Origin of the sequence: Streptomyces viridochromogenes (assembly GCF_001270495.1) — a bacterium.
GTDB lineage: Bacteria > Actinomycetota > Actinomycetes > Streptomycetales > Streptomycetaceae > Streptomyces > Streptomyces viridochromogenes_A.
On record NZ_LGUR01000200.1, the window covers coordinates 20,071 to 33,722 of the forward strand.

At 70.7% G+C, this 13,652-nt stretch carries 17 protein-coding genes; 5 read left to right on the plus strand and 12 right to left on the minus strand.

Features of this window, described 5'->3' with window-relative positions; genetic code table 11:
• Nucleotides 1-40: 40 nt before the first annotated feature.
• From ADK36_RS22480 to ADK36_RS22520, 9 genes are all read right to left on the minus strand, one after another.
• A complete protein-coding gene (locus ADK36_RS22480) occupies nucleotides 41-364 on the minus strand; it encodes a TcmI family type II polyketide cyclase (RefSeq protein ID WP_053198754.1) in 324 nt (107 codons plus the stop codon).
• On the minus strand, nucleotides 349-804 hold the full coding sequence (locus tag ADK36_RS22485; protein WP_048582896.1) for an SRPBCC family protein: 456 nt from the start codon (nucleotides 802-804) through the stop codon (nucleotides 349-351). Before ADK36_RS22485 ends, ADK36_RS22480 begins: the two co-directional genes overlap by 16 nt.
• 1 nt (nucleotide 805) lies before the next feature.
• Entirely contained in the window at nucleotides 806-1,072 is a 267-nt protein-coding gene (locus ADK36_RS22490; RefSeq protein WP_048582897.1) for an acyl carrier protein, read from the minus strand.
• A gap of 23 nt (nucleotides 1,073-1,095) precedes the next feature.
• Nucleotides 1,096-2,343, minus strand: a complete 1,248-nt coding sequence (locus ADK36_RS22495; RefSeq protein ID WP_048582898.1) for a ketosynthase chain-length factor — start codon at nucleotides 2,341-2,343, stop codon at nucleotides 1,096-1,098.
• Nucleotides 2,340-3,611 carry a beta-ketoacyl-[acyl-carrier-protein] synthase family protein gene (locus tag ADK36_RS22500; RefSeq protein WP_048582899.1) on the minus strand — a complete coding sequence of 424 codons (1,272 nt, stop codon included), beginning with the start codon at nucleotides 3,609-3,611 and terminating at the stop codon, nucleotides 2,340-2,342. Before ADK36_RS22500 ends, ADK36_RS22495 begins: the two co-directional genes overlap by 4 nt.
• A complete protein-coding gene (locus ADK36_RS22505) occupies nucleotides 3,608-4,072 on the minus strand; it encodes a cupin domain-containing protein (protein ID WP_048582900.1) in 465 nt (154 codons plus the stop codon). Before ADK36_RS22505 ends, ADK36_RS22500 begins: the two co-directional genes overlap by 4 nt.
• A gap of 98 nt (nucleotides 4,073-4,170) precedes the next feature.
• Nucleotides 4,171-5,280, minus strand: a complete 1,110-nt coding sequence (locus tag ADK36_RS22510) for a SchA/CurD-like domain-containing protein (RefSeq protein ID WP_048582901.1) — start codon at nucleotides 5,278-5,280, stop codon at nucleotides 4,171-4,173.
• Nucleotides 5,281-5,820: 540 nt separating this feature from the next.
• The gene (locus ADK36_RS22515; RefSeq protein WP_048582902.1) at nucleotides 5,821-6,117 is read right to left on the minus strand and encodes an MTH1187 family thiamine-binding protein; all 297 of its coding nucleotides are present in this window, start codon (nucleotides 6,115-6,117) and stop codon (nucleotides 5,821-5,823) included.
• Nucleotides 6,114-6,458 (minus strand): DUF3817 domain-containing protein, encoded by a 345-nt coding sequence (locus tag ADK36_RS22520; protein ID WP_048582903.1) that lies wholly within the window; start codon nucleotides 6,456-6,458, stop codon nucleotides 6,114-6,116. The genes ADK36_RS22515 and ADK36_RS22520 overlap by 4 nt, the downstream gene beginning before the upstream one ends.
• 173 nt (nucleotides 6,459-6,631) lie before the next feature.
• Here ADK36_RS22520 and ADK36_RS22525 point away from each other — a divergent pair, with 173 nt between their 5' ends.
• From ADK36_RS22525 to ADK36_RS22540, 4 genes are all read left to right on the plus strand, one after another.
• A complete protein-coding gene (locus ADK36_RS22525) occupies nucleotides 6,632-7,264 on the plus strand; it encodes an AIM24 family protein (RefSeq protein ID WP_048582970.1) in 633 nt (210 codons plus the stop codon).
• 1 nt (nucleotide 7,265) lies between these two features.
• On the plus strand, nucleotides 7,266-7,916 hold the full coding sequence (locus tag ADK36_RS22530) for an AIM24 family protein (protein WP_048582904.1): 651 nt from the start codon (nucleotides 7,266-7,268) through the stop codon (nucleotides 7,914-7,916).
• Nucleotides 7,913-8,701, plus strand: coding sequence for an AIM24 family protein (locus tag ADK36_RS22535; protein ID WP_048582905.1), 789 nt, complete (start codon nucleotides 7,913-7,915; stop codon nucleotides 8,699-8,701). Before ADK36_RS22530 ends, ADK36_RS22535 begins: the two co-directional genes overlap by 4 nt.
• A 101-nt stretch (nucleotides 8,702-8,802) precedes the next feature.
• On the plus strand, nucleotides 8,803-9,279 hold the full coding sequence (locus ADK36_RS22540; RefSeq protein ID WP_048582906.1) for a MarR family winged helix-turn-helix transcriptional regulator: 477 nt from the start codon (nucleotides 8,803-8,805) through the stop codon (nucleotides 9,277-9,279).
• Nucleotides 9,280-9,291: 12 nt separating this feature from the next.
• On the opposite strand, the gene ADK36_RS22545 is transcribed toward ADK36_RS22540, so the two are convergent.
• Nucleotides 9,292-10,722, minus strand: a complete 1,431-nt coding sequence (locus ADK36_RS22545) for a sensor histidine kinase (RefSeq protein ID WP_048582907.1) — start codon at nucleotides 10,720-10,722, stop codon at nucleotides 9,292-9,294.
• On the minus strand, nucleotides 10,719-11,396 hold the full coding sequence (locus ADK36_RS22550; RefSeq protein WP_053198756.1) for a response regulator transcription factor: 678 nt from the start codon (nucleotides 11,394-11,396) through the stop codon (nucleotides 10,719-10,721). Before ADK36_RS22550 ends, ADK36_RS22545 begins: the two co-directional genes overlap by 4 nt.
• Before the next feature lie 150 nt (nucleotides 11,397-11,546).
• Here ADK36_RS22550 and ADK36_RS22555 point away from each other — a divergent pair, with 150 nt between their 5' ends.
• Nucleotides 11,547-12,239 (plus strand): PepSY domain-containing protein, encoded by a 693-nt coding sequence (locus ADK36_RS22555; protein WP_048582909.1) that lies wholly within the window; start codon nucleotides 11,547-11,549, stop codon nucleotides 12,237-12,239.
• A gap of 2 nt (nucleotides 12,240-12,241) precedes the next feature.
• Here the strand turns inward: ADK36_RS22555 and ADK36_RS22560 are convergent, their stop codons facing one another.
• On the minus strand, nucleotides 12,242-13,513 hold the full coding sequence (locus ADK36_RS22560) for an MFS transporter (protein WP_053198758.1): 1,272 nt from the start codon (nucleotides 13,511-13,513) through the stop codon (nucleotides 12,242-12,244).
• Nucleotides 13,514-13,652: the final 139 nt, after the last annotated feature.

A 13,652-nucleotide genomic window follows, 5' to 3' on the forward strand; every position in this document is an offset into this window, starting at 1 on the left:
AGGCCGCCGCCCACGCTCGGGCGGCGGCCTCCGTGTTCGCTCAGTGCTTCTCCCACTGATAGAAGCACCGCGCCATCGCGTCCTTCGGACTCCGCCAGGTCTCGGGGTCGTACGGACTGACGAAGGCTTCGAGCCGCTTGCTGATGTCGACGAACTCGGGGTGTCCGGCCACCTTCGCGATGGCGGGTCCCGGGTCCTGCTCGGCCTCGATGAAGTGCATGTACACATCGCCGAACTGGAACAGGGAGCGCTTGGTCACGCCGACGAGGTGCGGGAGTTCGCCGCGGTCGGAGGCCGCGAAGACGTCGGCGATGTCCTTTGCCGACTGCGGGGCCATCCTGGCGACGATCAGTGCGTGGTGCATGCGGCCTCCACACGCTTGCGGATGAGCTCCATCTGGATGGGCGAGTTGCGGTTGATGATGTCCGTCATCCCGGCGTCGTCGACCGGGGCCTCGGGCTTCATGGCGAAGTCCTGCGTCCAGTGCATACGGGTGCCGGCCGGGGTCTCCTCGTACTCCCAGACGATGTTCATGTACTCGAAGGGGCCGGTCTCGACCCGGCGGGCACGGACGACGAGCTTCTCGCGGTCGGCGACCCGCTCCGACACCCAGCTCCACACCTTGCCGTTCTCGTCGGGATGCATGGTCAGGCGGAAGGTCACGGTGTCGCCCTCTCGGGACAGCACCTCGCAGGACGCGTACTCGCTGAACAGCTGGGGCCAGCGCTCCAGGTCGTTCGTCATGTCCCAGACGAGGTCGACGGGTGCGGCGATGGTGATCTCGTTCTCGGTGTGTCCGGGCACTTCAGGCTCCTGTCGTGAGGGCGCCGTTGACGAGGTCGAGGAAGGCGCGGGGGCTCTTGCAGCGCTCGGCGTCGGTGGGCAGCGCCCGGCCGTGCCGGTTCTCCAGCTCGCCCACGATGCCGAGCAGGCCGAGCGAGTCCAGCCCGAACTCACCGAAGGGGGTGTCCACCCGGCGTTCGAGTTCCTGCGGGTCGACGCTCACGCCGGCGGCCTTCTTCATCAGCGCGGCCAGTTCCGCGACGGTCACTTGGGTCACGTCCGTGGTCATACGGGTTCTCCTTGTTGTTCTGTTCAGGCGGCGGATCCGGGGCCGCGACGCAACACGAGCGCCGCGTTGGAGCCCATGAGTCCCCGGCTGAGGACCAGGGCGGTGCGGAGCTCGGCCGGGCGTGCCGTGGCGGTCACCAGGTCGATGTCGTGGCAGATGTCGAAGACGCCCGGCGTCGGCGGTATCTGCCCGTGCTCCATGGCCTGCACCGCGGCCACGATGTCCAGCAGGGGTGCCCCGCAGTACGACCGCCCGATGCCGGTCTTGGGGGCGGTCACCGGCACCCGGGTGCCGTGCGGGCCGAGGGCGTCGGCGAGGGCGAGGGCCTCCGCGCGGTCCGCCTCGGGTACGCCCATCGCGTCGGCGAAGACCACGTCGATCTCCTCCGGCGCGCAGCCGGCCTCGTCGAGGGCGCCGCGGATGGCGTGCGCGAGTCCCTCACGCGACCGGTCCCAGCGCGAGGCGCCGGTGAAGGTGGCGGCGTGTCCGGCCACGGTGGCCCGGACGAACGCGTCCCGGCGCCGGGCCCGCTCCAGGTCCTCCACGACCAGCACGGCACCGCCCTCGGCGGGCACGAAACCGCAGGCCGCCGAGGTGAAGGGGCGGTAGGCGCGGGTCGGGTCCTCGACGGTGCTGAGCTCGGGGTAGCCGAGCTGGCAGACCCCCGAGTAGGGGGCGAGCGGCGCCTCGGCGGCCCCGACCACGACCACGTCCGTTCCCCGGTGCACGGCGCGGGCGGCGTGCGCGACGGCGTCCAGGCCGCCCGCCTCGTCGCTGGCCACCACTCCGCAGGGGCCCTTGAAGCCCTTGCGGATGGAGATCTGGCCGGTGCTGGCCGCGTAGAACCAGGCGATGGACTGGTACGGCCCGACGAACCGGGATCCCTGTCCCCACAGCTTCTGAAGTTCCCGCTGCCCGAACTCACCGCCGCCGGACCCGGCCGCGGTGACCACCCCGACGGAGTACGGCGAGTCGGCGGCGCTGCTGCTCAGCCCCGCGTCCTGGAGGGCGGCGTCGGCGGCGGCCAGCGCGAAGTGGGTGAACTTGTCGGTCTGGACGAGGAAGGTCTCCTCGATCAGGGCCGAGGGGTCGAATCCCCGGACCTCGCCGGCGACCCGGAGCGGAAGGTGCTCGCAGCCGTCCCGGGTGACCCGGTCCAGTACGCTCTCGCCCTCCTTGACGGACTTCCAGTAGGTGTCCGCGTCCAGGCCGTTGGGCGCGACCACGCCGAGGCCGGTGACCGCGGTGTGCCGGGTGTGTGGACCACTCATCGTCGTCTCCTCCCACTCGGCCCCGTCAGGAGCACCGCGGACTGGAACCCGCCGAAGCCGCTGCCCACGGAGAGCACGTTGTCGAGCCTGCGCGGGCGGGCGGTGCGCGGGACGTAGTCCAGGTCGCACTCGGGGTCCGGGGTCTCGTAGTTCGCCGTCGGCGGCACCACCTGCCGGGCCAGGGCGAGCACACAGGCGACGACCTCGATCGCGCCGATCGCGCCGAGCGAGTGGCCCACCATGGACTTGATCGAGCTCATGGGCGTGTCGTAGGCGTGGGCGCCCAGCGACTTCTTGACCGCGGCGGTCTCGTGCCGGTCGTTCTGGCGGGTGCCCGAGCCGTGCGCGTTGACGTAGTCGATCTCCGTGGGGTCCACGCGCGCGTGGTTGAGCGTGTCGTCGATGGCCCGGGCCATCTCCAGGCCCTCACAGGTCAGTCCGGTCATGTGGTAGGCGTTGCCGAAGGTGGCGTAGCCGCCGATCTCGCAGTAGATGTGCGCGCCGCGCGCGCGGGCGTGCTCCAGGTCCTCCAGGACGAGTACGGCGGCGCCCTCGCCCATGACGAAGCCGTCGCGCCGCGCGTCGAAGGGGCGGGAGGCGTGCTCCGGGTCGTCGTTGTTGGGCGACGTGGCCTTGATGGCGTCGAAGCAGGCCATGGTGATCGGGGAGATCGGGGAGTCCGAGGCCCCGGCTATGCAGATGTCGGCGCGGCCCTCCTCGATGGTGTGGAAGGCGTAGCCCACCGCGTCGAGTCCGGAGGTGCAGCCGGTGGAGACGGTCTGCACCGGGCCCTGGGCGCCGAACCGCTCCGCGACGTCGGCCGCGAGCGTGCTGGGCGAGAACGCCCGGTGCAGTTGCGGCTCGGCGGCGCGGTGGTCGACGTCCCAGCGCTGTCCCCGTTCGCTGACCAGGACGTAGTCGTGCTCCAGGCGGGTCGTGCCGCCGACCGCGCTGCCCAGGGAAACGGCCACCCGCCAGGGATCCTCCGCGGCGAAGTCGACACCGCTGTCGGTGACGGCCTCCTGCGCGGCGACGAGGGCGAACTGTATGTACCGGTCGGCGCGTTCGACGACGTCGGGGGCGAGGCCGTGCGCGAGCGGGTCGAAGTCGCACTCGGCGGCTATCCGGGACCGCAGCCCCTCGGGGTCGAACAGGGTGATCCCACGGGTCGCCGTACGGCCGTTGGAGAGCAGGTCCCAGAACGCCGGCACGCCGATCCCGCCGGGGGCGACCACACCTATGCCGGTGACCGCCACGCGCCGGGTCATGACAGCACCCCTGGGCGTTCCGGCTGCGCACCCTCCTCCTGGACGAGCGGGTACGCCTGGACGTCGTCGCTGATCTCCGGGGCCTCGGTGTCGACGTGGCCGAGCTTCGGGTTCGGTGCGAGGGGGCCCAGATGGAAGACCATGCGGGCTTCCTCGTCGCCGACGTTGCGGAAGCGGTGCCGCATGTCGACAGGGATCATGAGGCCCTGGTCGGAACGAAGGGGAAACGTTTCTCCGTCCAGGTCGACCTCCAGCCGGCCCTCGACGACGTAGATGAACTCCTCGGAGTACGGGTGGTAGTGCTCGCTGATGCGTTCGCCGGGCCGGATGATGGCCAGGCCCATGAAGCCGCTGGTGGCACCCACCGTGACAGGGGTGAGCAGGGTGCGCAGGTCGCCGCCGCGCTTGCGGTTGGGCTCGATCTCTTTGAGGTCCACGACGCGCGGGCGCATCTTGTCCATGGTCTGTCTCCATGTCGTTCGGTGGGGTGTGGTCCGTGTGCGGGTCCGTGTGGCGGGTCCCTGCGTGGGCCGGTGCGGGCCTGAGCCGGCCTGTGCGGTCAGGACTGCGCGGCCCTGCGGTCCGTGATCAGCGCCATGTCGGCGTGGGTCAGGAGGCGGGTCGCCTCCCGTGCGCTCGCGAGCCGTCCCTCGACACCGAGGGCGTCACCGTCGAGCAGCCGTGCCAGCACGGCGGCCTTCCTCGGGCCGTGGATGCCGAGCGCCGGCACCGGATCGGCTTCGGGATCACCCCGTACGTCGATGAGGCGGACGACGATGTCCTCCCGCTGGAAGACGGTGCTGCGGTGCACGGGGCCGGCCGGGTCGGCCGCCGCGGTCTCGTCCTGTTGGGAGAGGAGCCGGGCCAGTGCCATCCCGCAGCCCTCTTTGGCCGGGTAGTAGAGGGCGTGTCGCGTGAGGTCGGCGGGCTCCGGGCCGCCGCGCGCCACGTGGTGGACGGGCGGCATGGCGGCGCGGGCGAAGAAGGTCCGGGCGGACTCGGGGTCGGTCAGATCCCGGTGCTGCTCCAGATGCGGGTTGAGGGCCTCCTCGACGGCCCGTACCTCGGGCTGCCGCGAGACGTGGCGCAACGCCGCCATCAGGTCGCCCTCGACCTCGACGGTGCGGACGACACGGTTGCCGTGCATGAACAGGGTGGTGCGGCGCAGGCGCGTGGTGTCGTCCACGCGGGCCTCGGGCGGGGCGTATCCGGCGAGGATCTCGGCGACCTTGGACTCGGAGCCGGGCTTGACGGTGAAGGTCAGGGCGTGGCGGACGACCCCGTCGCCGACGCGTACGTGTCTTTGTAGTCCGCCGGGTTGTGGGCGGGCGCCGCCGGTCTCGCGGACGATGGCGTACCGCATCGAGCGGAGCTCACGGGCGCAGCGCGTCAGGGGCCGGACCGTCTCGATGTGCTCGTCACTGTTCACCCAGGCGTGGTACGGCGGGGCGGTGGCCCATTCGCTCGTGATGAGCCACTGGGACGGGTTCTCCAGGGACTGGCACAGCTGGTCACCGAGGTGACCGGGAACCGACGCGACACGGTCGCGCATCTGCTCGTACGCGTCCAGGAACTGTTGCTCGGCGCCTTCGTGAAGGTCGACCAGCAGGAGGACTCGCATCCTGGAGCCGTCGAACGCCGACTGGGATGTGTAGGGCGAAGTGGTCATCCGGCAGACCCTTCCTTCGCGGGAGCAAGCGGCGGCCGTCCTCGTCCACCAGCGCGAACGCGGGTTCCGGCCCTGAGCCTTCATCGTGGGTCAGGGCCCTGGGGTCCGCGAGCCACGCGGGCCAATTGAGGGAACTGGGCGCGAGGGGGTGGCCGCCGGGTGTCGACGCCTTGTCAGGCGGGGCCGGGGGGCGGCATGTGGCGCGGGATGAGTGGGGGTTGGGTGAGGTTCGCGCCACGGCATGCCTGCGGCGGCCCGTTGCGGTGCGTGGGGGTTCGCGGCTGTGCCTGCGGCGGCCCGTTGCTCTCCGGTGGGGTGCGCGTAGCGCCTGCGGGGGGGGGTGGGTCGGGGCCGCGTCGGGGGGTGTCCGTCCTCGGTCCGGTGGGCCGGCGTACTGCCAGGAGGTCCTGTTACTTGACACCGGACTCTTCGGGCAGGCCCCCCCCCCGACACGTCCCCCCGCCGCCGTGGGCGACTGCGGCGCCGCGGGGGTTCCCGGCTGGGAGCGAAGTCCCCGTTCAGAAAGGGGACTTGTGGTGGCTACTCGGCGAGGTGGCGTTCTACCGTCTCCACCTTGGACGTGAGGCCGTCGGTTACGCCGGGGCGGATGTCGGCCTTGAGGACCAGGGAGACGCGCGGGGCTCGGGCCTCTACGGCGGCCACGGCTCGTTTGACCACGTCCATGACCTGGTCCCAGCTCTCGCCCTCGATGGAGGTGAACATCGCGTCGGTGCGGTTGGGCAGGCCGGACTCGCGGACCACGCGGACGGCGTCGGCGACGTACTCCCCCACGTCCTCGCCGACGCCGAGCGGGGTCACGGAAAACGCGACGATCATGCGTTGACGATGCCTTCCTTGCGGGCGCGGGAGGCGATGACCGCGTTCTCGGCCTCGCGCTTGAGCTTCCGGTCGGCGAAGAAGCCGCCGGTCGGCAGGACAGAGAGGACGAAGTAGAGCGCCGCGGTCTTCAGCGACCACTTGGTGCGGTTCCAGGCGTCCGCCCAGAAGATCACGTAGAGGATGAAGAGGATGCCGTGGACCGCGCCCATCACGGGTACCGCGTTGAAGTCCGTGGTCCGCTTCAGCACCGAGCAGACGAGGAGGAGCAGGAACGACACCGCCTCGGGGGCAGAGACGAGGCGGAGGCGGCGGAGGGCGGTGGCGGTCTTGATGTCCACGGGTCACCTTCGGTGGGTTGGGAGGAGACGGGCGCTTGTGAACGCAAGCACAAACGCTCGCCCATTGTGGCAAACGTTTGGGGGTGGGTGCGGGTGGGGGTCGCGTCAGGGGTGAAGTCCACCCACAGGATCTGTTGGCGGCGGGCACCGCGGGCTACCTTCGCCCCGTGGCGATGTTCCGACTTCAAGGAAGCAAGGTGCTCGCCGTCGACATGACCGGGGATGCCGTGAAGGCGAAGAACGGCTCGATGGTCGCGTACGACGGGCAGATGGCCTTCAAGAAGATGAGCGGCGGTGGGGAGGGGCTGCGTGGCATGGTGACGCGGCGCCTGACCGGTGAGCAGATGACGGTGATGGAGGTGAAGGGGCACGGGACGTGCTGGTTCGCGGACCGGGCCTCCGAGATCAATCTCGTGAACCTCCAGGGCGACAAGCTGTTCGTGGAGTCGAGCAATCTGCTCGCCACGGACGCGGGGCTGCGGACGGGGACCAGCTTCACGGGGATGCGTGGCGCCTCGCAGGGCAACGGGCTGTTCACCACCACGGTCGAGGGGCATGGACAGGCGGCGATCATGTCGGACGGGCCGGCCGTCATACTGCGGGTCAGTGCGCAGTATCCGTTGACGGTCGATCCGGGGGCGTACGTGGCCCATCAGGGGAATCTGCGGCAGTCCTTCCAGTCCGGTGTGACGTTCCGCACGCTCATGGGGGAAGGCGGTGGCGAGGCCTTCCAGATCCGGTTCGAGGGGGACGGGCTCGTGTACGTACAGCCGAGCGAGCGGAACACGATCGCGGGGGACGTGTGAGATGGGCTTCCGTGAGATCAATTCCAGGATGGTCGAGGCCGTGGTCGCGCCCGGCCAGCGGCTGTTCAGTCAGCGCGGCGCGATGCTCGCCTACAAGGGTGAGGTGTCCTTCACCCCGAACGTGGCCGGCGGCCAGGGCGGGATCATGTCGATGATCGGGCGCCGGGTCGCGAACGAGGACACCCCGCTGATGAGCGTCGAGGGCAGTGGGACCGTGCTCTTCGGGCACGGCGGCCATCACGTCCAGGTGATCAACCTCTCCGGCGACACCCTGTGCGTCGAGGCGGACCGCCTCCTCGCCTTCGAGGGCACGCTCCAGCAGGGCACGATGTTCCTCGGCTCGCAGGGCGGCGTCATGGGCATGGTCCGGGGGCAGATCAGCGGGCAGGGGTTGTTCACGACCACCCTCAAGGGGCACGGCGCTGTGGCCGTCATGGCGCATGGCGGTGTCTTCGAGATTCCGATCACCCCGCAGCGGCCCGTCCATGTCGATCCCCAGGCCTATGTGGCACACCACGGCGACGTGCGCAACAAGCTGTCCACGGCGCTGGGCTGGCGGGACATGGTGGGGCGCGGCTCCGGCGAGGCCTTCCAGCTGGAGCTGAGTGGGAGCGGTGCGGTGTACGTCCAGGCGTCGGAGGAGAAGCTGTGAGCCCCTACGGACCCCCCGTCCTCGACCCGGCGACGCTGCCCTCCGACGACAACGTCAACGCCTACACCTTCTGCGTGGAGCTCAAGGGGAGCCAGTGGTTCCTCCAGAAGGGGAAGATGATCGCCTACTACGGCTCCATGGAGTTCAACGGCGTCGGGCACGGCCGACTCGACCGTCTTGTCCGTACGTCCTTTCATTCGCCTCTGCACGCGAGCGACTGGGTCGTGGCCTCGGGCTCGGGGAAGATGCTGCTGGCCGACCGGGCATTCGACGTGAACTCGTACGACCTCGAAGACGGCAATCTGACCATTCGCTCGGGCAACCTGCTCGCTTTTCAGCCAACTCTCGCACTCAAACAATCGATCGTGCCGGGTTTTCTGACACTCATCGGAACCGGAAAGTTCGTGGCCGCATCTAACGGTCCGGTGGTGTTCATGGAACCCCCGATCCGGGTGGACCCGCAGGCACTCGTCGGCTGGGCCGACTGCCCGTCGCCGTGCCACCACTACGACCATGGCTACATGACCGGCGTAATGGGCGGTCTACGTGCACTGACAGGCCTCGGCGGGGCCTCCGGAGAGGAGCATCAGTTCGAGTTCGTCGGAGCCGGCACGGTCCTGCTCCAGTCGACCGAGACCCTGATGGCCGAGCAGGCCACGGGGGCGGTTCCGCCGGAGGCCGGAGTACCGGGTGCCGGCGGGGCGCACACAGGCCCTTCACAGACGGCCGGGACACAGCGCCTTCCCGGACAGCTGGGAGACCTCCAGCGTCGCTTCGGGCTGTGAGCGGTAGTCTGCGGAGTGTGACATCGAACGTGTGCGCACACAGGGATGTCACAGAAAACCCTCACTAGTTCGCCTTTCAACTTTTTAGGTAGACTTCATTCATGGAGACCGAGACGGCCACCCACTGGCTGACCGATGCGGAGCAGTGCGCCTGGCGCACCCACCTGGAGGTCAACAGGCTCTTGACGTACCAGCTCGAAAAGGACCTGCAGCCGTTCGGCCTGACAATGAACGACTACGAGATCCTGGTGAATCTCTCCGAGTCGGAAGACGTACGGATGCGGATGAGCGACCTCGCGTCGGCCACCCTGCAGTCCAAGAGCCGCCTCTCCCACCAGATCACCCGGATGGAGAACGCGAACCTGGTCCGGCGGGAGAACTGCGAGTCCGACCGCCGCGGGCTCTACGCGGTCCTCACCGAGCACGGTATGGAGACCATGAAGAAGGTCGCGCCGCATCATGTGGCGTCTGTGCGGAGACACTTCATCGACCTGCTGGCCCCCGAGTCCATGACCGAACTCGACAAGGCCCTCAAGCCCATCGCGGAGCACCTGCGCGGCCAGCGGGGACGTCCGTAACACGGACCGGTACTAGTGAGCCTGCGGCAGGCGGAGTTCGAACAGGGCTCCGCCCGCCGGCCCCCGGCTCACGGTGAGCGTGCCCCCGTGCCGTACGGCGACGTCGCGGGCGATGGCCAGGCCCAGCCCGGCACCGCCGTCGTCGCGGCTACGGGACTCGTCCAGCCGTACGAACCGCTCGAAGATCCGCTCCCGGTCGGCCTCGGCCACCCCGTCCCCGTCGTCGGCGACGGCCACGACAGCCCGGTCCCCCTCCCGCCGCACGGTCACCGTGACCTCCGAGCGGGCGTGCCGCCGGGCGTTGTCCAGCAGGTTGGTGAGCACCCGCCCCACCTGCGCCCGTGACCCGGCCACCTCCAGGGTCTGCGCATCCACCGTCACACCCGCACGCCCCGCGGCCTGTTCGCGGGCCAGCGCACCGAGGTCGAACCGTGTGTCAGCGGGCCGTTCCCCCGCGTCCAGACGGGCGAGCAGCAGCAGATCGGCCGCGAGGTCCTGGAGCCGTACGGTGTCCTCCACGGCGCCGTCGAGGTCGAGCAGCTCGGGGTGCGCGGCGGCCACCTCCAGCTGGGTGCGCAGGGACGCGATCGGGCTGCGCAGCTCGTGCGAGGCGTCCGCGACGAAGCTGCGCTGGCGCTCCACCGAGGTCTGCAGCGCGGCCAGCGTCTCGTTCGTGGTCAGCGCGAGACGGGCGACCTCGTCGTGGGTGTCCGGCACCGGCACGCGGCGCGCGAGGTCCTCGGACGCGGTGATCGCGGCCATCTCGCTGCGGATGCCCTCCACCGGGCGCAGGGCGCGCCGGGTGACCAGCCAGGTGACGCCCGCGACGACCGCCAGCAGCAGCGGGAAGCCGATCAGCATGACGGTCAACGCCGTCCGGACGGCGCTCTGCTCGGCGGAGAGGGGCGCGCCCGCATACACGGTGAGCTGTCCCCGGCCCTCGACCTCGACGTGGACCTCGGCGAAGCGGTAGTCGTCGGTCTCGCCGTCGAGCGTGGCGGTGCCGTTCGTGAAGCTGGTGTGTTCGCTGATCTCGCCCGGTTCGAGGGATTCGAGGGCGGATTCGTCGTCGGCGTCGTCGTCGGAGTCCTCGCCGCTCCCGTCCCTGCCCGGTGAGGTCTGCGGCTGCGGCCGCACCGCCTGGGTGCCCGTGCCGCTGATCCGCTCAAGGTCCTCGCTGGCCGCGAGCAGCTTCCCCTTCTCGTCGAGGACCTGGACGGGCTCGTCGTTGTCCGCCGACAGGGGCTGACCGGGGCGCGTGAGCGCGATGTCCGTGGCGACGGCACGCGCGGTGTGTTCCGCCTCCGTGCCGGCCTGCCCGACCAGGTTGGACCGAAGCGACAGCAGTACGGCGGTCCCGGCCGCGACCAGTGCCACGGCGACCACCAGGGTGGCGGCCAGCGTCGCCCGGGACCGGACGGAACCGAACAGACGGCCGCTCATGGCGTTGCCTCGATTCTCTCCAGCCGGTAACCGGCCCCGCGCACCGTCCGGATGAGCCCGGCGCCCAGCTTGCGTCGCAGGGTGCTGATGTACACCTCGACGATGTTCGGGTCGCCCTCGTAGGCGAAGTCCCAGACGTGCTCCAGGATCTCGGTCTTGGACACCACCTCCCCGGCCCGCACCACGAGGTGCTCGAGCACCGCGAACTCCTTGGTGGTGAGGACCACTTCGCCGTCACGGAGGAAGACCCGGCGGGCGGCGGTGTCGACCTTGAGATCTCCGTGGACATGCACGGGCGAGGCCCCTGCCCCCTGTCCCCCGCGCCGCAGCAGCGCCTTCACGCGAGCGACGAGGACGACGTACGAGAACGGCTTGGTCAGGTAGTCGTCGGCGCCGGTGTCCAGCCCCTCGGCCTCGTCGTACTCGCCGTCCTTGGCGGTGAGCATCAGGATCGGCACGTCGTGGCCGCCGGCGCGCAGGGCGGCGCAGACGCGGTAGCCGTTCATGCCGGGCAGCATGATGTCGAGGATCACGAGGTCGTACGACCCCTCCGAGGCCCGGTACAGCCCCTCCCGGCCATCGTGGACGACGTCCACGGCGTATCCCTCGGCCGTCAGGCCCTTGGCGAGCGACAGGGCCAGCCGCTTCTCGTCCTCCACGATCAACAGGCGCATGCGTAAAGGTTCGCAAAGCGAAGCTGAAGATCTCTTCAGGGGGCTTCAGGTTCCTCTCAGCGTCGGTTCGGCAGATTGGTCCTCGTCGAAACCAAGCGACACGAAGTCACACGGAACGACGCGAAACGCAACGACCCGGGAGGGAACCCCATGAAGCGCAACATCGTCATCGCCACCGTCGCCGCCGCGGCCCTGATCGGAGGCGGCACCGTCGCGGCCTACGCGTCCGGTGACGACGACAGCGCGCCCACGCAGCGTCAGTCCAGTGTCCGGGTCACCGACGACCGGGACGACAGCGCGGAGGACGCGGCGGAGGACCGGGCGGACCGGGCGGACGACGCCGCCGACGACCGGGACGACGACGCCGCCGACGGCCGTACGGCGACCACCGCCACCAAGGTCACCGCCGCCGACGCGATCGCGGCCGCGCTGAAGCACACGCCGGGCACGGCGGTCGCCGCCGACCTGGACGACGACCGCTCGAACGTCTGGGAGGTGAACGTCGTGAAGGGCGACGGCACCGACTACGACGTCCGGGTCTCCGCGGACAACGGCAAGGTCCTCGGCGCCCAGCGCGACGCCGATGACGACAACGACGGCCGCGAGGACCTCACCGCGCTGAAGGGCGCGAGCGTGGACGCCCGCGAGGCCGCCGTGGCCGCCGCGGCGAAGGGCACCGTCACCGACGTCGACCTGGACGACGACGGCCCCGCGGCCTGGAGCGTGGAGACCACGAAGGGCGAGTGGAAGGTCGACCTCAAGACCGGCAAGGTCACCCAGGTCCACGACGACGACCGGGACGGCCGGAACGGTCAGGACGACCGCGACGGCGACGACGACTGACGTCAGACCGCCCGCACGGCACCCCCGTCCCGTGCCTCCCTCACCTCCTCTTCCGCAGGGGCGCCCCCGTCACGGGTGGCGCCCCTCGCCACGGCCAGGGCAGCGAGCAGTGTCACCGCGCCGGTCACCGCGAAGCACCACCCCGTGGACAGCCGTCCGACCAGCACCCCTGCGGCCGCGGTGCCTGCAGTGATCCCGGCGTTGACGGCCGTGTTCACCCAGGCCCCGGCCTGGACCCGGGCGCCGGGCGCGGCGGCCTCGTCGGCGATGAGATACGCGGTGGTGATCGTCGGGGCCACGAAGAGCCCGGCGACCGCCATGGCCGCCGCGAGCGTGCCGAGCCCCGGGGCCAGCCCCGCGCCGATCAACGCCAGCCCCAGGCCGGCAGCCAGCAACACCAGCCGTAGCCCTGCCGCGGTACGCCAGGTGACGGCCCCGTTGGCGAGGCCGCCCACGGCGCTTCCGGCCGACAGCGCGGCCAGCACCCAGGCCACGCTCTCACCGCCGTGACCGCGCCCGTCGGCGAACGCCACGACCAGCAACTCGACGGCACCCAGCGCGAGCCCGACCCCCGTGGCGGCGAGCACGGGCCGCCGGATCCCCCGCAGCACCCGACGCCGCCCCTCGCCGCGCGACTTCTCCCGCGCGTCGCCGGGCGGCACCTCCCGAACGGCCGGCGAGGACACGAACCCCGCCGTCCCGGCCGCGATCAGCACCGCCCCGACGACGATCCCGAGGGCCGGCGGAGCGAACCCGACGACCACGCCGACCAGCAACGGCCCCGAGACGAAGAGCAGTTCCTCGGCGACGGCGTCCAGGCTGTAGGCGCGCTGCACCAACGCCCGGTCGCCGGCGATCCTGCCCCACACGGCCCGCATGGTCGGCCCCAGCGGCGGCGTACAGGCGCCCGCGGCGGCGGTCACGGCAGCCAGCACGAGCGGGGAGGCGGCTCCCGGGCGCCAGACGACCACCGTCAGCAGCCCGAGCGACGCGGTATAGGCCGCGGCCATCGGCACGAGCGCCCGGCGCGGCCCGTACCGGTCGATCAGGGCCGCCCTCGCGGGCGACAGGAAGACGCTGGTCCCGGAGAACAGCGCCATCACGGTGCCCGCCACCGCGTACGACCCGGAGGCCCGGGTCACGGCGAGCATCACGGCCAGCGGGACGATCCCGTACGACAGCCTGCCCAGCAGGGCGGCGGCGAAGGTGCGACGGGCGTACGGGATCCGGAGAACGGCGGCATACGAAGGCCGCGCGACAGACGTGGAAGACACGGGAGTTCCTCGACTCGAGGCGGAAAGGGGACGCCGAACCGCCGCGACGGCCCCGGCCGACAGGCCGTGGACCGTGCGCGGTCAGGGCGAGCCCTATGCCATGAGGAGGTACATGTCGTTCAACTTATCAGCGGGGTCC